General features: G+C 73.8%; 18 protein-coding genes and 1 tRNA gene. 9 read left to right on the forward strand and 10 right to left on the reverse strand.

Going from position 1 to position 18,628, the window contains the following annotated elements; genetic code table 11:
- Positions 1-5: 5 nt before the first annotated feature.
- Entirely contained in the window at positions 6-569 is a 564-nt protein-coding gene (locus VKZ81_RS24930; protein WP_324244104.1) for a CGNR zinc finger domain-containing protein, read from the reverse strand.
- Between the two features lie 75 nt (positions 570-644).
- Between VKZ81_RS24930 and VKZ81_RS24935 the strand changes: the two genes are divergently transcribed.
- Positions 645-1,520 carry an alpha/beta fold hydrolase gene (locus VKZ81_RS24935; RefSeq protein ID WP_324244105.1) on the forward strand — a complete coding sequence of 292 codons (876 nt, stop codon included), beginning with the start codon at positions 645-647 and terminating at the stop codon, positions 1,518-1,520.
- 6 nt (positions 1,521-1,526) lie between these two features.
- On the opposite strand, the gene VKZ81_RS24940 is transcribed toward VKZ81_RS24935, so the two are convergent.
- The 5 genes from VKZ81_RS24940 to VKZ81_RS24960 form a co-directional block, all read right to left on the reverse strand.
- Entirely contained in the window at positions 1,527-3,020 is a 1,494-nt protein-coding gene (locus VKZ81_RS24940) for a dynamin family protein (RefSeq protein WP_324244106.1), read from the reverse strand.
- Entirely contained in the window at positions 3,017-4,840 is a 1,824-nt protein-coding gene (locus VKZ81_RS24945) for a dynamin family protein (RefSeq protein ID WP_324244107.1), read from the reverse strand. The genes VKZ81_RS24940 and VKZ81_RS24945 overlap by 4 nt, the downstream gene beginning before the upstream one ends.
- A gap of 178 nt (positions 4,841-5,018) precedes the next feature.
- Entirely contained in the window at positions 5,019-5,903 is an 885-nt protein-coding gene (locus VKZ81_RS24950) for a hypothetical protein (RefSeq protein WP_324244108.1), read from the reverse strand.
- Positions 5,904-6,087: 184 nt separating this feature from the next.
- On the reverse strand, positions 6,088-6,663 hold the full coding sequence (locus VKZ81_RS24955; protein ID WP_324244109.1) for an IniB N-terminal domain-containing protein: 576 nt from the start codon (positions 6,661-6,663) through the stop codon (positions 6,088-6,090).
- Positions 6,664-6,837: 174 nt separating this feature from the next.
- Positions 6,838-7,704: an IniB N-terminal domain-containing protein gene (locus VKZ81_RS24960; protein WP_324244110.1), complete on the reverse strand. Its 867-nt coding sequence runs from the start codon at positions 7,702-7,704 to the stop codon at positions 6,838-6,840.
- A gap of 256 nt (positions 7,705-7,960) precedes the next feature.
- Here VKZ81_RS24960 and VKZ81_RS24965 point away from each other — a divergent pair, with 256 nt between their 5' ends.
- Genes VKZ81_RS24965 through VKZ81_RS24975 form a run of 3 tightly spaced genes read left to right on the forward strand, consistent with a single transcriptional unit; the run spans position 7,961 to position 11,052 of the window.
- Entirely contained in the window at positions 7,961-9,880 is a 1,920-nt protein-coding gene (locus VKZ81_RS24965) for an Hsp70 family protein (protein WP_324244111.1), read from the forward strand.
- Positions 9,881-9,924: 44 nt separating this feature from the next.
- Complete coding sequence (locus tag VKZ81_RS24970) at positions 9,925-10,188, forward strand: hypothetical protein (protein ID WP_324244112.1); 264 nt, start codon at positions 9,925-9,927, stop codon at positions 10,186-10,188.
- 39 nt (positions 10,189-10,227) lie between these two features.
- Positions 10,228-11,052, forward strand: coding sequence for a hypothetical protein (locus VKZ81_RS24975; protein ID WP_324244113.1), 825 nt, complete (start codon positions 10,228-10,230; stop codon positions 11,050-11,052).
- Between the two features lie 15 nt (positions 11,053-11,067).
- On the opposite strand, the gene VKZ81_RS24980 is transcribed toward VKZ81_RS24975, so the two are convergent.
- Positions 11,068-12,021: a helix-turn-helix transcriptional regulator gene (locus VKZ81_RS24980; RefSeq protein WP_324244114.1), complete on the reverse strand. Its 954-nt coding sequence runs from the start codon at positions 12,019-12,021 to the stop codon at positions 11,068-11,070.
- A 63-nt stretch (positions 12,022-12,084) separates the two neighbouring features.
- On the opposite strand from VKZ81_RS24980, the gene VKZ81_RS24985 reads away from it, so the two are divergent.
- The gene (locus VKZ81_RS24985; protein ID WP_324244115.1) at positions 12,085-14,403 is read left to right on the forward strand and encodes an ATP-binding cassette domain-containing protein; all 2,319 of its coding nucleotides are present in this window, start codon (positions 12,085-12,087) and stop codon (positions 14,401-14,403) included.
- On the opposite strand, the gene VKZ81_RS24990 is transcribed toward VKZ81_RS24985, so the two are convergent.
- Positions 14,322-14,948: an NAD(P)-dependent oxidoreductase gene (locus tag VKZ81_RS24990; RefSeq protein WP_324244116.1), complete on the reverse strand. Its 627-nt coding sequence runs from the start codon at positions 14,946-14,948 to the stop codon at positions 14,322-14,324. The two genes, VKZ81_RS24985 and VKZ81_RS24990, sit on opposite strands and share 82 nt — an antisense overlap.
- 79 nt (positions 14,949-15,027) lie before the next feature.
- Here VKZ81_RS24990 and VKZ81_RS24995 point away from each other — a divergent pair, with 79 nt between their 5' ends.
- The 3 genes from VKZ81_RS24995 to VKZ81_RS25005 are packed head-to-tail and all read left to right on the forward strand — an operon-like array spanning position 15,028 to position 17,143.
- The gene (locus VKZ81_RS24995) at positions 15,028-15,393 is read left to right on the forward strand and encodes a winged helix-turn-helix transcriptional regulator (RefSeq protein ID WP_324244117.1); all 366 of its coding nucleotides are present in this window, start codon (positions 15,028-15,030) and stop codon (positions 15,391-15,393) included.
- A gap of 33 nt (positions 15,394-15,426) precedes the next feature.
- Complete coding sequence (gene dinB, locus VKZ81_RS25000; protein WP_324244118.1) at positions 15,427-16,623, forward strand: DNA polymerase IV; 1,197 nt, start codon at positions 15,427-15,429, stop codon at positions 16,621-16,623.
- 34 nt (positions 16,624-16,657) lie between these two features.
- Entirely contained in the window at positions 16,658-17,143 is a 486-nt protein-coding gene (locus VKZ81_RS25005; protein ID WP_324244119.1) for a GNAT family N-acetyltransferase, read from the forward strand.
- 9 nt (positions 17,144-17,152) lie between these two features.
- On the opposite strand, the gene VKZ81_RS25010 is transcribed toward VKZ81_RS25005, so the two are convergent.
- Complete coding sequence (locus tag VKZ81_RS25010) at positions 17,153-17,791, reverse strand: GyrI-like domain-containing protein (protein WP_324244120.1); 639 nt, start codon at positions 17,789-17,791, stop codon at positions 17,153-17,155.
- Between the two features lie 14 nt (positions 17,792-17,805).
- Between VKZ81_RS25010 and VKZ81_RS25015 the strand changes: the two genes are divergently transcribed.
- Entirely contained in the window at positions 17,806-18,471 is a 666-nt protein-coding gene (locus VKZ81_RS25015; RefSeq protein WP_324244121.1) for a class I SAM-dependent DNA methyltransferase, read from the forward strand.
- A gap of 65 nt (positions 18,472-18,536) precedes the next feature.
- Here the strand turns inward: VKZ81_RS25015 and VKZ81_RS25020 are convergent.
- A tRNA-Gly gene (locus tag VKZ81_RS25020) sits at positions 18,537-18,607 on the reverse strand.
- Positions 18,608-18,628 lie beyond the last annotated feature (21 nt).

The raw sequence follows: 18,628 nt of genomic DNA on the forward strand, positions 1-18,628 counted from the left end.
CGCTTCTAGGCGCGGTGGCGTCGGTAGTGCCGGGCGACGCGCACCCGGTTGCCGCACCGGGTGGGCGAGCACCAGCGCCGCCGCGGGTGGGCCGGCAGGAACAGCAGGACGCAGTCGTCGGCCGCGCACCGGCGGACCCGGCTGACGGCCGGGTCGGCGAGGAACTCCGCGGCCGCCTCGGCCAGCCACGCGGCGAGGCGCCTGCCGGGCGGCCCGGCGCGGCGGCGGGTCGCGGTGACCGCGGCACCGTCCCAGGCGAGCTCGAGCACCGCGGGCGCGGCGCGCTGGGCGCGGGTGAGGGCGTCGAGATCGGCCGCCGACGGGGCCTCGGCGTGGCGGGCCGCCTCGACGGCGTTCGCGGCGTGCGCGCGGACCTCCCGGACCGCTGCGACGCCGTCGGTTCCGAGGTCGGCGCCCGCCAGCTCGGCCGCTTCGGGGAAGCGCTCGGCCTCCAGCGTGAGCCACCTGCCCAGGTCGGCGGGGGCCGTCAGCAGGTCGCCGTCCGCGGTCCGGGTGTTGACGAGGTCGAGCACCAGCGGTTCCCCGGTCAGCGGGATGAGGTCCGTCACGTTCCTAATGCTATCTCAGTGCGATGATGCGTTAGGGTCGCTCTCACGTGATTTCGCCGAGAGGATGCATCAGTCATGTCCGTGGCCCCGCTCGCGCGCACCGTCCACCGCCACGCCGACGTGGCCGGGGTGCGCGTCTTCTACCGCGAGTCCCTCCCGGAGCGGGCGGACGCGCCCGTGCTGCTGCTCCTGCACGGGTTCCCGTCGGGCTCCCACCAGTTCCGGCGGCTGATCGACGCGCTCGGGGCCCGGTACCGGCTCGTCGCGCCCGACTACCCCGGGTTCGGCCACACCGAGGCGCCGGAGGGCTTCACCTACTCCTTCGACCGGCTCGCCGACACCGTCGAGGGCTTCTTGCGGGCGATCGGGCTCACCCGGTTCGCGATGTACGTCTTCGACTTCGGCGCGCCGGTCGGGTTCCGCATCGCCGAGCGGCACCCCGAGTGGATCGCCGGCCTCGTCGTGCAGAACGGCAACGCCTACGCCGAGGGGCTGTCCGCCGCCGCGCGCGACTTCATCGCGCTGCGCCCGGACGCGCCGGGCGCGGTCGAGGCGGTTCGCGACCTGCTCACCCCGGCGGGCACGCGCATGCAGTACGAGACCGGCGTGCCCGACCCGTCGTCGCTCGCCCCCGACGGCTGGACGCTCGACCAGCACTTCCTCGACCTGCCCGGCCGCGCGGAGGCGCAGGTCGCGCTGGCGTTCGACTACCACACCAACGTCGAGCGCTACGAGCGCTGGCAGCGGTGGCTGCGCACGCACACCCCACCCACGCTGATCACGTGGGGCACCGGCGACCCGTTCTTCCCCGAGCCGGGCGCGCGGGCCTACTTGCGCGACGTCCCGGACGCCGAGCTGCACCTGTTCGACACGGGCCACTTCGCGCTCGAGACGCACCTGCCCGAGATCGCGCCGCTCATCGCAGGCTTCCTCGACCGCACCTGGCGGTGAGGGCGCTCAGCCGTAGTTCTGGCGCATCCCGGCGAGGATGCCCTCGCAGCTGCGGACCACCTCGCGGGCCACGCCGGCCACCGCCCGGCTCGACAGCGGGCTCTCGCCCCGGCGCCGCCACCGGGTCGCCGCGTCGATGGCGGCGTCCCAGATCTCCTGCGGGCCTGCGTCGGGCTCCAGCCCGAGCCGGGCCGCCGGCGCCCCGCCGTCGCCGCCCAGCAGCCGCTCCGCCTCCTGGAGGGCCTCCTTGGGCAGCTTGACCGCGCCGGCGCGCAGCGCGGACAGCAGCCGCAGCTCGGCGAACTCGTGGGCACCCGCGAGGATGCGCTCCACCTCCGCCGCGAGCGGCGCGGTCTCGGGCCGGGGCTCCCGGGTGAGCACCAGGTCGACCGCGAGCAGCGCCGAGCGCGCCTTGAGCAGGTCGCGCCGCTCGGTGAACTGGGTGGCGAGCACGCTGCGCAGCTCGTCGAGGCCGCTGCGCTTGACCAGCTCGGCCGCGACGGCGTTCGGGTCGGTCATGCCCTGGCGGATCAGCGTGGTGGCCAGCCGCACGCCGAACATCCCGAACCGCTCCATCAGCTGGGCGCGGGTCTGGGAGTCCGGTGCGTCGGGCGCGTCGAGCTCGGTGCGGGAGAACCGGTCGGCCGACAGCAGCATCGACTCGATCTCCGAGCGGGGCATCGCGGCCAGGGCGGTGAGCGCGGCGAACTCGCCCTGGCGCATGGTGCGCGCGGTCTGGGCGAGCAGGCCGGCCACGGCGACGACGGTCTGGCACAGCCCGCGGATCTTGTCGTCGGCGCGGTAGCGCCGCGCGATCTTGCGCGCGGACGTGAGCGCGTTGAGCCGGCCCGCGCCGATCTCGTCGGCGCGGGAGAGCACGCCGATCGTGTTGACCGGGGTGGCCCGCGCGACGCCCTGGTCGAAGAACGACTCGAGGAACCGCACGTCGGTGTTGTGCAAGTGCCGCATCAGGTAGATGACGGCGTCGGCCTGGGTGGGGGCGTCCTCCGGGGCGAGGAACGCACCCGCGCGCGCCGACGTGTCCGCCGACAGCGACGCGATGCCCGGGGTGTCGATCAGCGTCTGCGTGCGCAGGCTCTGCGACGGCCACTCCACCTCGAGCTTGTCGACCTTCTCCACCGGGTAGCCCTGCAGGTCGAACGACAGGCCCCCGCCGGAGCGGTTGATCGTGAGCTGCTGGGGCTCCCCGCCGCGCGGGTACATCGTGACCCGCGGGAACTGGGCGTCGACGTACCAGGTGACGACCCGGGTGCACTCACCCGCGTCGGTGGGGGCGATCTGCTCGCCGACCAGCGCGTTGAGCAGCGTCGACTTCCCGGCCTTCACCTTGCCCGCGATCGCGACCCGCAGCGGCTCGTCGAAGCGCTGGAGGTTGTGGGTGAGCCAGGCGTGGGCCTGCGGGCTGTCCTGGTAGGCCTCGATGGCGTTGCGCAGCAGGATCCGGACGGCGGCGCCGAGCGGCGGCGGGGGCGCGGTCATGCCGCACCCCCGGCGGTCGCGGCCGGGCGCCGGTCCTTCACGAGCGCCTTGGCGCGCTGCGCGAGGCCGTCGATGCGGGCGAGCTCGGCCTTGAGGTCCTTGATCCGCTTCTCCCTGCCCGAGGTGTTCTGCTTCAGCGCGCTCTGCGCGGCCTGGACCGACGCCGCGATCGAGGTGCTCATCTCTTCGGCCAGGGCGCTGAAGTGGTCCCGCAGCTGTCGCTGGGCCCTGCGCAACATGTCGGTCGAATCCTTGCCCACCTGGAACGTGACCTCGTCGATGTGCCTGCGCACGCTCTGCTTCGCGTCGTTGCGGCGCTTCTGCAGCATCCGCTTCTTCTCCTCGCGCACCGCCTTGATGCCGAGCAGCACGCCCGCGGGCGCGCCCGCGAAGATCGGCAGGCCGGCGAGCGTGCCGAGCATGCCGAACATCAGCATGCCGCCGTAGCCGCCCTGCATGCCCTTGAGGAGCTGGCCCCCCTTGGTGAGCTGCTCCACCTCCGGCTGGGTGAGCGGGTCGACCTTGCCCGCGATGCCCTCGTCGTCGAACCGCAGCTCGGGCAGTGAGACGTCCGCGCCCTCGGCGAAGTGCTCGGCCACCCGTGCCGCGAGCCAGCGGGCTCGCTCCGCCGCCCAGACGAAGTTCGCCGACGCCGCCGAGGAGATCTGCTGGTGGAACCAGTCGGAGAACTGGTCCCAGATCTCGGCCGGGTCGGAGTCGTCGATGAGCTGCTCGGCCTCGCGGCCGATCGTGCGGAGCCGGTCGCGCAGGTCGTAGCCGATGTCGGACTGCAGGTCGGCCACGCCGTCGTTGAGGGTGATCTGCCAGCGCGACGAGCGCTGCTTGAGCTCGTCGGCCCGCTGCTTGGCCCGGGTGAGGTCCTCGACGAGCGCGTTGACCTTCTCCGGGTCCTCGAGGATCGCGAGCTCGGACTTCATGCTCGATGCGAGCTGCTCGGCGACCGAGAGCACGTCGTGGCTCGTGGACCGCCGGTCGAGCTCGTCGGACTGCGCGACGACCTTGTGCAGCAGGTAGTCGACGAGCGGCTTGAAGCCCGACTCGTCCATCAGCTGGGCGTCCTGCTCCTTGGCCGCGGTCAGCCGCAGCACCGAGGACACCGGGAAGATCTCGGCGTCGACCCCCGCCCGGCGCAGGTGGCCGCGGTTGAGCTCCTCGATCCGCCGCCAGTGCGGGTAGAGGTCGGTCTTGGTGAGCACGCAGGCGACGTTCGGGCAGAGCTTCATCGCCGCGTCGAGGAACTCGAGCTCGGGGGCGGTGTACTCCTGCGCCGCGTCCGAGACGAGCAGCACCGCGTCGGCGCTGGGGAGGGCCGACATCGTGGCGGCGCCGTGCGCCGACCCGAGCCCGCCGACACCGGGGGTGTCGACGAGCACGAGCCCGCCGGACAGCAGCTTGCGCTTCAGCCCGACCTCGGCGTAGCTGATCAGCGCCTGGTTGCCCGGGTTGCCCGCCTCCGAGACGTGCTGCGCGAGCTGCGTGGCCGGCACCTCGGTGCGTTCGGCGGACCCCTCCGAGTCGCCCTCGCGTACGAGCTCGGCCTTCGTGGTCTCGGCGTACTTCACGACCGTTGGCACCGCGGTGGCGATGTCGTCGTCCACCGGGCACACCGGCGCGTTCACGAGCGCGTTGACCAGCTGGCTCTTACCCTGCTTGAACTCGCCGACGACGAGCACGCGCACGTCGGGGTCGGCGAGTCGCTTGCGGGTCTGGAGCAGCCGCGCCCCGAGGTCGGGGCGCTCGTAGGCGGTGGTTGCTTTCAGCGCGAGGTCGACCAACTCGACCGCTGCGGGAACCGCCACGCTGGTCCTTCCCCCCTCCTCGTCTTCTCGTGCCGGGGGCCTCCCCGATCCTGACCGACCGGATCGGCCTTCACACCACCGGCCCCGCCACCTCGGGTACTCCCGTCGAGTGGCGGGGCCGGTGGCGCATCACCCGGGGGAGGCTACAGCTCTGCTCCGGTGGCGGCGCCACCAGTGATCAGACGACCTCGGCGCTGTAGGACTCCTGGGTGGTCGAGTGGTCGTCGACGCTGGTCGTGTCGTTGTCCACGTACGTGCTGTTGTCGCTGTCGTCGACGTAGCTGCTGTAGCTGTCGCTGTCCTCGGTGACCGAGTTGTCCTGCCAGTCGACCGTGGTGCCGCCGGAGTCGTTCGTCGAGTCGTCGCTCACGTCGACGGTGGTGTCGCCGTCCTCGTGGGTCGAGTTGTCGACCGAGGAGCTGCCGCCGATCGCCATCGAGCTGCCGTCGTCGACGGAGACGTCCCCGTCGATGTCGGTGGAGCTGGTGTCGCCCTCGCCGAAGCCGGTGGTGTTGTCGTCGCCGAGCACGAGCTCGTTGTCGTCCCCGTCGATCTCCGTGTTGTCGTCGCCGTCGACGTTGTCGTCCCCGACGACGTCGTCGTCGCCGGTGGTGATCTCGGAGTCGGAGATGTCGTCGCCCGCCGCGACCGCGTCGTCGCCCGAGGCGACGACGGAGTCCACGTCGACGTCGAGGTCGAAGTCGCCGCCGTCGGTGTCGGCCTGGATGTTGGTCGAGTTGTCGACGTTGGTGTCCCGGTCGTCGACGTAGTTGTTGGTGATGTAGGTGTCCAGGTAGCGGACCGCCGCCTCCTGGTTGCTCTCGCCGGGCTCCGGGGCCGCGGCGGGCGGCGGCGGGGGCACGTGCACGACGTGGTTACCGGCGATGTGGTGGTCACGGCCGAACTCGGCCCCCTGCCGGTCCTGGAGCAGGATCAGCGCCTCGCGGATGTCCTCCGGCGACGGATCCCCGCAGGCCGAGAGGAAGCCCTCGGGGTCCTCGCGGTATGCGCTGGGGTCGCGGAGCAGGGCGAGGAGCAGATCGAGCAGGTTCGTCGTCGACATCGTGGCTCATCTCCATGAGTGGGAATGCCGGGATCCGGGGAGTCCTCCGGCGTTGGGCCGAAACGCTATGGCGATGGGCCATTCGGGCCATCGGGGATCGCTCAGAGTCCCCGATTCCCACCCGATGGGGATTCGGGGCACCCGCCCGTAGGGGGTTCGGGGATGGGGGGTGCCCGTGGGGTTCTCAGGCCCCCTCCGACAGCGGCGGGGCATCGTCGGGGCCGTCCGGCAGGTCGTCGGTCAGCTCCGCGAACGGCGGGTACCCGCCGACGTCGAGGTGCTCGATGTCGGCGCCGAAATCCGAGCCGAAAACCGAGCCGATGTCGGTGACGCCCCCGTGCGGCGGGTCTGCGGGACCCGGGTCCGGGCTCCACCCGCTGTCGTCCGCGGCTTCCCAGCCGTCGGTGTCGCCGGTGCCGAACCCGTCGATCGGGCCCCAGCCCGAATGGTCGGCGGCGGCCCACGCCTCGGTGCCGGGGTCCTGCGGCCCCGCCAGGAAGCGGGCCAGGTACTCCACCGCGGCCTCGTGGCCGTCGTCCGCCGGCGGCGGGGGCGGCGGGGCGGGCACGGCGCCGAGGGAGTACTCGACCGTCTGCGTGTCCTGCAGGAGCACGAGCGCGTCGTGGACGTCCGCCGGCGTGAGCTCGTCGAGGCCGTGCGCGGCGAGCGTGCCCTGCGGGTCGGTGCCGAAGTCGCCGCGCATCCCGTCGTCGGTGAGGAGCGCCTGCAGGAACTCCATCAGGGACAGCGGCTCGGCCATCGATCGGTCTCTTCCGTGCTCGGTGGGATCGGACAGAACGGTAGATCCGGGACCGTCCAGGTCAATCGGGGATCCGGCACCCTCCACCGCCCCCGCATTAGGGGATCCGGCCCCACACACCGCGACCCCGCCACCGGCGGTGCCGGTGACGGGGCCGCGGTCCGGACTGCTCGATCAGGCCTGGATCGTGTAGTCCGAGTCGACGCTGCTGTGGTCGTCGCTGCTCACCGTGTCGTTGTCCTCGGTGTAGCTGTGGTCCGAGCTGTCCTCGTAGTTGCTGTACGAGTCGTTGTCCTCGGAGATCGAGTTGTCCTCCCAGGAGGAGGTCTCGTTGAACGAGTCGTTCACCGAGTTGTCGCTCGCGTCGATGCTGGTGTCGTTGTCCTCGTAGCTGGAGTTGTCCACCGAGGAGCTGCCACCGATCGCGAACGAGCTGCCGTCGTCGACCGACACGCCGCCGCCGATGTCGGTGGAGGACACGTCACCGCTGCCGAAGCCGGTGGTGTTGCCGTCCCCGATCACGGCCGAGTTGCCGTCGCCGGAGATCGAGGTGTTGCCGTCCCCGGAGATGTTGTTGTCGCCCACGACGTTGCCGTCGCCGGTGGTGATCGTCGAGTCCTCGATGTCGTCACCCGCGGCCACCGCGCCGTCACCGGAGGCGACGGTCGAGTCGACGTCGATGTCGGCGCTGAAGTCGCCGCCGTCGGTGTCGACCTGGAGGTTGGTCGAGTTGTCGATGTTGGTGTCGCGGTCGTCGATGTAGTTGTTGGTGATGTAGTGGTTGATGTACTCGGCCGCGGACTCGCCGCCGCTGACCGGCGCGGGGGCGGCCACGTTGATCTCGTTGCCGCCGCTGTTGAAGTCGCGGCTGAAGTCGGCGTTCTGGCTGTCGTCGTGCAGGATCGCCAGCGCGTCGGCGACGTCCTCGGCGCTCAGGTGGCCCAGGCCGGCGTCGTCGAGCGCCTTCTCCGGGTTCTCCGCGAAGTCCTCACGGGCTTCCTCGTTGAAGATCAGCATGCGGAGGAACTCGATCAGGCTCATGTGTTCGGTATCCCATCCAAGTCGCGTGTCTGCGGCTGGGTGCGCCGCGTTGGACCGAACGTAGGGCCCAGCGGTTGCTGGGCCATCGGGGATCCACCAGAGTCGTCGGAAGCCGCCGTTCGGGGGACTAGGGGGACCCCCCGATAGGGGGAGTTAGGGGGAGTCCTTGGTCCAATAGGGCCCCCAAGAGGGGGGCGAGGACGGGCCACGATCCGCCGATGCGATGGTGGGGCCGGTCCGCAAGACCGTCGTCGGGGTGAGGGGTAAGGCAATGGCGTACCAGCTCGGGATCGACCTGGGGACGACGTTCACCTGTGCCGCGGTGTGTCGCTCCTCGGGCAACCGCTGGGGGGACCCGGAGGTCGTCACCCTCGGCAGCCGCGGCGCCACCATCCCGTCGGTCGTGTTCGTCAGCCAGGACGGCTCGATCGTGGTCGGCGAGGCCGCCGAGCGGCGCGCCCTGACCGATCCGGACCGGGTCGTCCGCGAGTTCAAGCGCCGCATCGGTGACCCGACGCCGGTGATGGTCGCGGGCAGGCCGTGGGCCCCGCAGGACCTGTCGGCGTGGCTCGTCCGGTGGGTGGTCGACCGCGTCGCAGAGCGCGAGGGCGGGCCCGCCGACCGGATCGCCGTCACCCACCCCGCCGCGTGGGGGCAGCACAAGAAGGACCTGCTGTCGGCCGCGCTCGCGAACCAGGGCCTCACCGTCACGTTCCTGGCCGAGCCGCAGGCGGCCGCCATGAGCTACGCCGCGAACGAGCGGGTGGCGCCGGGGTCCACGATCGCCGTCTACGACTTCGGCGGCGGCACGTTCGACGCCGCGGTCGTGCGCAAGGGCGACATCGATTTCCGGCTGATCGGCCGGCCGGAGGGCCTCGAGCGGCTCGGCGGCATCGACTTCGACCAGGCCGTGTTCGAGCACGTGCTCGAGGGCATGCCGGACGCGTTCGCCGAGCTCGACGACACCGACCCGGCCGTGCTGTCCGCGGTCGCGCGCATCCGCCGCGAGTGCACCGAGGCCAAGGAGGCCCTCTCCAGCGACACCGAGGTGTCGATCCCGGTGCTGCTGCCGTCGGCCCGCGGTTCGGTCCGGCTGCACCGCAGCGAGTTCGAGGCCATGATCCGCCCGCAGGTGGAGGACACCGTCGCGGCGCTGCGCTCCGCGGTGATCTCGGCGGGCCTCGCCCCCGACCAGCTCACCGCGGTGCTGCTGGTCGGCGGCTCGTCGCGGATCCCGCTGGTCGCGCAGCTGGTCTCCGAGCAGCTCGCCCGCCCGGTCGCGGTCGACGCCGACCCGAAGAACGCCATCGCCAAGGGCGCAGCCCTCTCGCTCGCGCCCCAGCCCGCTCCCGCTCAGGCCCCGGCGCCCGGGATGCCGCTGCCGCCGCCGCCCGCGCGGCCGCCGCGGATGGCGCCGCCGCCCCCGGGGGCGCCCGGGGTGCCCTACAGCGGTCCGTACAACGAGGGGCCTGGCGCCCAGCAGCCGGACGGCCCGTACCACGACGGCCCGTACCACGACGGCCAGGGCGCACCGCAGCACGCGGGCCACCCCGGCCCCTACGGGCCCCCGGCCCGTCCGGCGCCCGAGCCGACCGCCGCGATGCTCACCGAGCCGGTCCGGTCCCGTCACGCCCACCGGCAGCCCGAGCCGGAGTGGGACTACGACGACTACGACCAGGAGCCGGACCTGCCCCAGCGGCGCAGGCCGAACGCGCTGGCGCTCGGCCTCGGCGCGCTGCTGGCCGTCGGCGCCGTCGTGCTCGCGTACGTCCTGTGGCCGTCCGGGGGCTCCACCCCGGACAGCGCGGGTGCCGAGAGCACCCTCACGACCCAGGAGCCGTCGTCCGGGTCGGGCGGCGGTGGAGGCGGCGGCCGCGGCTCCGGCGGCGGGGGCGAGCCCGCGCCCGCGGCTCCCCCGCCGGCCGAGGAGACGGCCGACAGCACGCCGTCGGTCGAGGAGGAGCCGCCCACAACGACCAAGACGACGTCGAAGTCCAGCGAGCCCACCAAGGACAGCGACTCGACGAAGGAGTCCGACAGCGACTCCGACAGCGACTCCGAGTCCGACTCCGACTCCGAGTCCGGCGGGGACGACGCGGACAGTAACGCGGCCGGCTCCGTGGGCGATCTCGAGCAGGTGGGGCCCGAGGCCCCGGCGGCGTCGCCGGCCCTCTAGCGGGACCCCGTCGGGATTCGAAACGAGAAGAGGGGAACACCGCCGTGCTGCGGATGTGGGCGATGGTCATCGGCCTGGAGCTGGCGGCCTTGCTCGTCGCCTGCGGGTACTTCGGATGGCCGATCCTCGTGATCGGGGTGCCCGTGCTCGTCCTCACCGTCGTCGCGGCACTGGTCGTCCACGCGTCGGAGGTGCCACGCAGGATCCTGCACGAGCACCGGGCGGCGCGCTGGGACCCCGACGCCGCCCTCCCGGGCGGCCTGATGAGCGGCTTCTTCGAGGTCTCCCGGCAGCGCCCGCAGCACTGAGAGCTGCCCTGACTCCGACCGGGCCCGCCCCGGTGCGGCATGCTGGGCGCCGTGCTGGTGGGGATCCTGTTCGCCGCTGTTGCGATGATCCTCAACAGCTGCGGGGCGTTGCTCCAGGCGGCGGGTGCGCGGCGGGCCACCCGGACCAGGCCTGCGGCCATCCAACCGCGTTACCTCGCCGGGATGCTGCTGGACCTGGTCGCCTGGGGGTGCGCCGTGATGGCGCTGCGGGTGCTCCCCGTGTTCGCGGTGCAGGCCGTGATCGGGGGGACGATCGCGATGACGGCGCTGCTCAACGCCCGGTTGATCGGCGCCCGGTTGCCGACGACCACGCGCCTCGCCGTCACCGCCTGCCTCGTCGGTCTGGTGCTCGTCGCGGCGAGCGCGGGCAGCGAGCACCCGCCGGTGCACCGGTCGGGGGTCGACGTGGTGCTCCTGGTCTCGCTGCTGCTGCTCGCGGTGATCACGCTCATCCTGCGGCAGGGCAAGCACGCGTGGCCGCTCGCCGTGGCCTCGGGCCTCGGCTTCGGGGGCGGCTCGGTCTCGGTGCGCGCTGCGCACGTGCAGACCGAGGGGCTCGACCTGGTGCAGCTGCTCGGGCAGCCCTCCACCTACCTGGTGGTCGGGTTCTGGCTGGTCGGGATGGTCGGCTACACGGCGGCGCTCTCGCGGGGCGACGTCGGCGCCGTCACGGCGGTCTTCACCGTCACCGAGGTGCTCCTGCCGGGGATGGTCGGGATCTGGCTCCTGGGCGACCCGGTCCGCCCGGGCTGGGGCTGGGTGCTCGCGCTCGGGCTCGGGGCGGCCCTCGCGGGCACCGTCGTGATCGCCAAGGCCCCGCCGCTGCGGCCGCGTCGCCGGTGACGCGGGCCGCCGGCGTCAGCCGGCCGCCCGGGCCAGCCGGTCGCCCAGCCGCGCGCAGTACTCGGCGAACCCGGCCGGCTCCTCGACGCGGAAGTCGACCCCGAGGATCGCGGTCGTCACCGCCAGCCACTCGAACGAGTCGACCCACGTCGTGTAGCGGCACCGGCCGTCGTCGAGCGGTTCCAGCGTGCCGTCCCGGTGGGCGAGGCGGTCGGCCATCCGCTCGTACGGCGCGTCGAAGGTCAGCACGGCGCGGTGGCGGGGCGCCTTCAGCCGGGCGTCCAGGTAGGCGGCGGCCGAGTCGGCGGGCAGCTCGCGGGGCGCGAACCGCTCGCCGGTGGTGCGGGCGTCGGTCACCCGGTCGAGGCGGAAGGTCCGCCAGTCGGCGCGGTCGAGGTCCCAGCCGAGCAGGTACCAGCGCCTGCCGGTGAGCACGAGCCGGTACGGCTCCACGCGCCGCCCCGCCTCGTCCCCGTCCCGCGACCGGTAGGAGAACACGAGCCGCTCGTGCTGGGCCGCGGCGGTGCCGACGAGGCCGAGCAGCCGGGTGCCCACCCCGGCGCCCGGGCCGGGCGCGGTCTCGGTGGCCCGGTGCAGCGCCGTGACCTTGTGCCGCAGCCGGGCGGGGAGCACCTGTTCCAGCTTGCGGAGCGCCCGCTGCGCCGCGCCGGGATCGTCGTCGAGCTGGGTGCGGGCGCTCGCCGCGAGGCGCAGCCCTACCGCGATCGCCACGGCCTCGTCGTCGTCGAGCAGCAGCGGCGGCATCGCCGTCCCGGCCACCAGGCGGTAGTGGCCGCCGGGGCCGGGGCGGGCCTGTACCGGGTAGCCCAGCTCGCGCAGCCGGTCGACGTCGCGGCGCAGCGTGCGCGGGCTGGTGCCCAGGCGCGCCGCGAGGTCCGCCCCGCTCCACGTCCGGCCGTCCTGCAGCGTCGACAGCAGGGCGAGCATCCGGCGGCTGGGATCGGCCACGGGGCCCATCCTCGCACGAGATGTGGCCAGGATCTGGCCGCGATTGTTCGTAGCGTGGCCGTCATGAGCGTCATCCGTGTCGTGCGAGCCCGGGAGAACAACCTGCGTGACGTCTCGGTCGAGATCCCGAAGGGGCGGCTCACCGTCGTCACCGGGGTCTCGGGGTCGGGCAAGTCGTCGCTGGTGTTCGGCACGATCGCGGCGGAGTCGCGGCGGCAGCTCGGCGAGATGTTCCCGGCGTTCGTGCGCAACCGGCTGGGCCACCAGGCCGCTCCGGACGTCGACGCGCTGGAGAACCTGTCGGCGGCGGTCGTGGTCGACCAGCGCCGCATCGTGGGCAACGCGCGCTCGACGGTCGGCACCGCCACCGACATCGCTCCGCTGATGCGCCTGCTGTACTCGCGGGTCGCGACCCCGCGCGTCGGCTACTCGCCCGCGTTCTCGTTCAACGACCCGACCGGCATGTGCCCGCGCTGCGAGGGCCTCGGGTCGGTCGTCGACATCGACGTCGAGCGGCTGGTCGACCGCGACCGCTCGCTCGACGGGGGCGCCATCCGCCTCTCGACGTTCCGGCCCGGCACCTACCGGTGGAAGCGCTACGTGCACGCGGGGCTGTTCGACCGGACCAAGCCGCTGCGCGACTTCCGGCCCGACGAGTGGGATCTGCTGCTGCACGCGGAGGAGCTCACGCCCCCGAACCCGGACCCCGAGTTCCCGCGCACCGGCACCTACCTCGGTGTGCTCCCGCGGATCCGGCGCGACTACCTCGCGGGCGGGCACGCGAAGGTGCCGCCCCGGGTCCGCGAGGAGGTGGAGCGGCTCGTCACCCGCGCGCCCTGCCCCGAGTGCGGCGGGGCGCGGCTCAACGCCGCCGCCCGCAGCGCGACGATCGACGGCCGCACGATCGTCGACTGCGGTCGGCTCGAGCTCGGCGACCTCGCCGCGTTCCTGCGCACGATCGACCACCCGGCGGCGGTGCCGATCGTGCGGGCCGCCGTGCACCGGCTCGACGCGCTCGTCGACGTCGGGCTCGGCCACCTGAACCTCGACCGCGAGACCCCGACCCTCTCCGGCGGCGAGGCGCAGCGCATCACGCTGGTTCGCCAGCTCGGCAGCGCCCTCACCGACCTCATCTACCTCGTCGACGAGCCGAGCGCCGGCCTGCACCCGCACGACGTGGCCCGGCTGGTCCGGCTGCTGCGGCGCCTGCGCGACAAGGGCAACACCGTCGTCGTGGTCGAGCACGACCGGGACGTGATCGCCGCGGCCGACCACGTCGTCGAGCTCGGCCCCGGGGCGGGCGCGGCGGGCGGGCGGGTCGTCCACACCGGGGACCTGGCCGGGCTGCTGCGCGCCGACACCGCCACCGGGCGGGCGATGCGCAGCGGCCACCCGGTGAACCCCTCGCCCCGGCCGCCCACCGGCGAGCTGCGGATCACCGGGGCGTCCCTGCACAACCTGCGCGACGTGGACGTCGCGGTGCCCCGCGGGGTGCTGACCGTGGTGAGCGGCGTCGCGGGGTCCGGGAAGAGCACGCTCGTCACCGAGGTGCTGCCGCGCGCCCACCCGGGGGTGGTGGTCGTCGACCAGTCCCCGCCGCGCGGGTCCCGGCGCTCCAGCGTCGCCTCCTACCTGGGCGTCCTGGACCGGGTGCGCGCCGCGTTCGCCGCCGCGAACGGCGTGGACGCCGCGCTGTTCAGCCCGAACTCGGCCGGGGCGTGCCCGGTGTGCCGGGGCCGCGGGGTGCTCGAGACCGACCTCGCGTTCCTCGAGCCCGTGACGATCCCGTGCGAGGCGTGCGGCGGTTCCCGCTTCTCCGCCGAGGCGCTGCGCCACCGGCTCGACGGGCGGACGATCGCCGAGGTGCTCGCCCTGACCGTCGACGAGGCGCGGACGGCGCTCGGCGTGGGGCGGCGGGCGCTCGACCGCGCCGCCGACGTCGGGCTGGGCCACCTGACGCTCGGCCGGGCGCTCACCAGCCTCTCCGGCGGGGAGCGCCAGCGGCTCAAGCTCGCCGCGGAACCCGGCGTCGAGGGTGGCGTGGTCGTGCTCGACGAGCCGACGGCGGGCCTGCACCCGAGCGACGTGACCCGGCTGGTCGAGGTCCTGCACCGGCTCGTCGACCGCGGCGGCACGGTCGTGGTGGTCGAGCACGACCTCGACGTGATCGCCCAGGCCGACTGGGTGATCGAGCTCGGGCCGGGCCCGGGGCGCGACGGCGGGCGGGTCGTGTTCACCGGCACCCCGGCCGAGCTCGTCGCGGCCGAGGGGTCGGTCACCGGGCGCCACCTGCGGCGGGCTCAGGGGCCGACCGCGACCAGTGCGCGGTGGTGCCGCGGCGACGCGGCCTCGTCGACGAGCGCGACCGCGAGGTCGGCGTAGGAGAACGAGGTCGCGGGCAGCGCGGTGGTCCCGCCCGTCCGGTACCGGCCGGTGCGGGCGGTCTCGTCGAGGAGCACCGGCGGTGGCGCGAGCACGACCCGGTCGAGCCCCGCGGTCGCGAGCACGTCCAGCTGGGCCACGTGGCCGAGCGCGAACGCGCGCTGGTCGGACGGGAAGTCCGGGTCGTCGAGCACCCGCCTGCCGGGCACGACCTCCAGCACCGTGCCGATCCCGACGAGGACGAGCCGCGGGACGCCCGCCGCTGCCAGCCCGCCCACCAGCGCGCGCGTCGCCGCGGTGTAGAAGTCGACGCCCGGCACGTCGAGCCGGGCGGCGGTGGTGATCGCCGCATCGTGCCCCGCGGCGGCCGCGGCCACGCTCGCCTCGTCGGTGACGTCGCCCGCCACGACCGTCACGCGCCCGCCCGCCACCGCCGGGTAAGGGGTGCGCGCCACGGCCGTCACGGCGTGCCCGCGCGCCGCGGCCTCCGCCACCACCCGGCGGCCCGCCCGGCCGCCCGCCCCGAACACCACGATCTTCCGCATGGCGCGGCACGCGAGGGGCCGACCGCCCGGTTCCCGCAACGGTAGTGGCCCCGACCAGCGGCGACGTACGCTCGGCCGCGTGCCTGCGCCCCTCGACCCCGACATGTTCGCCGGCTGCGCCGACCACACGCCGCTGCCGGTCCGGGTCGGGGACAAGTGGACGGCCAAGATCCTCGTCTGCCTCCGCGACGGCCCGCGCCGCTTCTCCGAGCTGCGGGTCCCGCTCGCGCCGATCACCCCCAAGGTCCTCACCGGGCCGCTGCGGGCCGTGGAGCGCGACGGGTTGGTCACCCGCACCGCGCGCCCCGGCATCCCACCGCGCGTGGAGTACGCGCTGACCCCGCGCGGCCGCTCGCTGTTCGCGCCGCTCGCGGTGGCGTGCGCCTGGAACGCCGCGCACGGCGCCGAGCTGCGGGCGGTGAGGGCGGCGAACGGCGGGCGCTGAGCCCTCGCCGTTGTCGGGCGCCGATGCGAACATGTGTTCGTGTCCGGCGAGGCCTCCATCCTGCACGCCGATCTCGACGCGTTCTACGCCTCGGTCGAGCAGCGCGACGACCCTCGGCTGCGGGGCCGGCCGGTGATCGTCGGTGGGGGCGTGGTGCTCGCGGCCAGCTACGAGGCCAAGGCGTGCGGGGTGGCCACCGCCATGGGCGGCAGGCAGGCCCGGGCGCTGTGCCCGCAGGCGATCGTCGTCCCGCCGCGGATGTCGGCGTACGCGCAGGCCAGCAAGGCGGTGTTCGAGGTGTTCCGGCAGACCACCCCGCTGGTGGAGGGGCTGTCGATCGACGAGGCGTTCCTCGACGTCGGCGGCCTGCGCCGCGTCTCCGGCTCGCCGGTCGACATCGCCGTGCGGCTGCGGCGGCAGGTGCGCGAGCGGGTGGGGCTCCCGATCACGGTCGGCGTCGCGCGCACGAAGTTCCTGGCGAAGGTCGCGAGCGGGGTCGCCAAGCCCGACGGGTTGCTCGTCGTCCCGCCGGATCGCGAGGAGGCGTTCCTCCACCCGCTCGGCGTGGAGCGGCTGTGGGGGGTCGGCCGGGTCACGGCGGCCAAGCTGCGCGAGTACGGCATCACCACCGTCGGGGAGGTCGCGGCGCTGCCCGAGTCGGCGCTCGTGTCCGCGTTGGGGCCTGCGCTCGGGCGCCACCTGCACGCGCTCGCCCGCGGCCGCGACCCGCGCCGGGTGGTGGTGGGCCGCAGGCGGGGCTCGATCGGCTCCCAGCGGGCCATCGGCCGCGGCCCGCACACCCCGGAGTTCCTCGACGCGGTCGTGGTCGGGTTGGTCGACCGGGTCACCCGGCGCATGCGCAAGGCCCACCGGGTGGGCCGCACGGTGGTGCTGCGGCTGCGGTTCGCCGACTTCGCCCGCATCTCCCGCTCGCGCACGCTCGCCCGGCCCACCTCGGGCACCGAGGAGGTGCTGGTCACCGCCCGCGCGCTGCTGGCCACGGCGCAGCCGCTCATCCGCGAGCGCGGCTGCACGCTGGTCGGCGTCGCGGTCGGCAACCTCGACGACGACGCCACGATGCAGCTCGAGCTGCCGTTCGACGAGGGCGACGCCGCCGCGCTCGACACCGCGCTCGACGAGGTGCACCGCCGCTTCGGCACCTCGGCGGTCACCCGCGCCGTGATGCTGGGCCGCGACCAGGGTCTGACGGTGCCGTTGCTGCCCGACTGAAGCGGCCGACCAGCGCGCTTGACACGATGTGTCCATGGACCGGCCACGCGTCACGCTGCGTGAGATGACAGAGGACGAGTACCGCACGTACGTGGGCGAGGTGCAGGCCGCGGCCGCGCAGGCGCTGCTCGCCACCATGCCCGAGGAGGAGGCCCGCGAGAAGGCGGCCGGCGGGATCGCGCACTACCTGCCCGACGGGGTCGCCACCGCGAACCACACCCTGGTGATCGCCGAGAACGCCGAGGGCGCGCCCGTCGGCAACGCGTGGCTGGGGCCCGACCCCAACCGCGCCGAGGGCTCCGACGGCGCGTGGCTGTACGACATCAACGTCTACCCGCATGCGCGCCGGCACGGCTACGGCGCGGCCATCCTCGCCGCGGTGGAGGAGCTGGCCGTGCGCGAGGGGAAGACCCGCATCGGCCTCAACGTCGTCGGCTCGAACGAGGCCGCGATCGCCCTGTACAGCAAGAGCGGGTACGCGGTGTCGTCGATGCAGATGTCGAAGCCGCTCGTGCCCTGACCCGGCCGGTCACCCGGCGGCGACGGGCTGGCGCAGGATCGTGCGCAGCTTCGCAGGGTCGGTGCGCCTCGGGTCGCTGAGGTAGATCTCGTGGTGCTTCCCGGTCGGGGTGAGGCCGTGGCCGGGGATGAACTCCTCGTGCAGGTACCGCAGCAACTCGGCCTCGGCGTCGTAGGGACCGACGTGGAGGACCTGGACGCAGCGGCCCTCCGACAGCGCCTCCAGGCGGAGGTCACCCAGCCGCGCGGGCGGGTTCGCGCGGCGGCCCACCTGCTCGACCGCGGCGGTGAACATCGCGGGCGTGACCCAGTCCGGCACCATGATCATCAGGATCCAGTCCCACCGCGACTTGTCCCGCGCGGTGGTGAACGCGCTCAGGTCATCGGCCCACCACAGGCCCTCGAGCGGCATCACGACGTGGTCGCGGCCGAGGTCGCGCTTGCTCGCGAACTTGAGCGCGTAGGCGACGGGGTAGAGGGCGGCGACGGCGGCCTCGTAGACGGGCGTGTTCGGGTCGCCGTGCCCGTCGATCACCAGGTACTGCAGGTCCGGCACGTCGACGAGCTCGGGTGAGCGCCGCGCCCGGTAGCACGCCAGCTCCCGCTTGAAGTCGACCTTGACCGGGTTCTCCTGGCGCGGGAGCGTCACACCCGCTTCGTAGCATGCCCGCCGTGATCGACGCAGCGCACCTGAGCGCCACGAGGGCCGGCTACGACGCGATGGCCGAGCGGTACGCCGCGGCCTTCCGGGCGGCGCTCGAGGAGGCCCCGCTGGACCGGGCGCTGCTGACCGGTTTCGCCGAGTTGGTGCGGCGCGACCACCCCGACCCGCAGGTGCTCGAGGTCGGCAGCGGGCCGGGTCGCGTCACGGCCTTCCTGCACGGGCTCGGGCTGTCCGTGCGCGGGATCGACCTGTCGCCCGCGATGGTGGAGCTGGCCCGCCGCGAGCACCCGGGGATCGGGTTCGCGGTGGGCGACATGGGCGAGCTCGCCGCGCCGGACGCCTCCCTGGCCGGGCTGGTCGCCTGGTACTCGCTGATCCACGTGCCCGCGCCCCGGCGCCCGGCGGTGGTCGCGGGGTTCCACCGGGTGCTGCGGCCAGGCGGCTACGCGCTGCTCGCGTTCCAGGTGGGGGATGACACGCTGCACCTGGACGAGGCGTTCGGCCACGAGGTGTCGCTGGAGTTCCACCGGCTGCAGCCCGACGAGGTCGCCACGCTGCTCACCGACGCCGGCTTCGAGGTCACCGCCCGGCTCGTGCGGACGCCGGAGCACTCCGGCCCCGCGGCGCGGGTCCCGCAGGGGTTCCTGATCGCGAGGAGGCGCTAGCCGGGCACTCACGACGAAGGCCCAGCCCGGCGGATCTGCCGCCTGAGCTGGGCCTTCGTGGTGAGAGCGGATGACGGGAATCGAACCCGCGTTCTCAGCTTGGGAAGCTGATGTTCTACCATTGAACTACATCCGCACGTCGTGATCGAAGTTTAGC

The sequence above is a fragment of the Pseudonocardia sp. genome (genome assembly GCF_035305885.1).
Lineage (GTDB): Bacteria > Actinomycetota > Actinomycetes > Mycobacteriales > Pseudonocardiaceae > Pseudonocardia.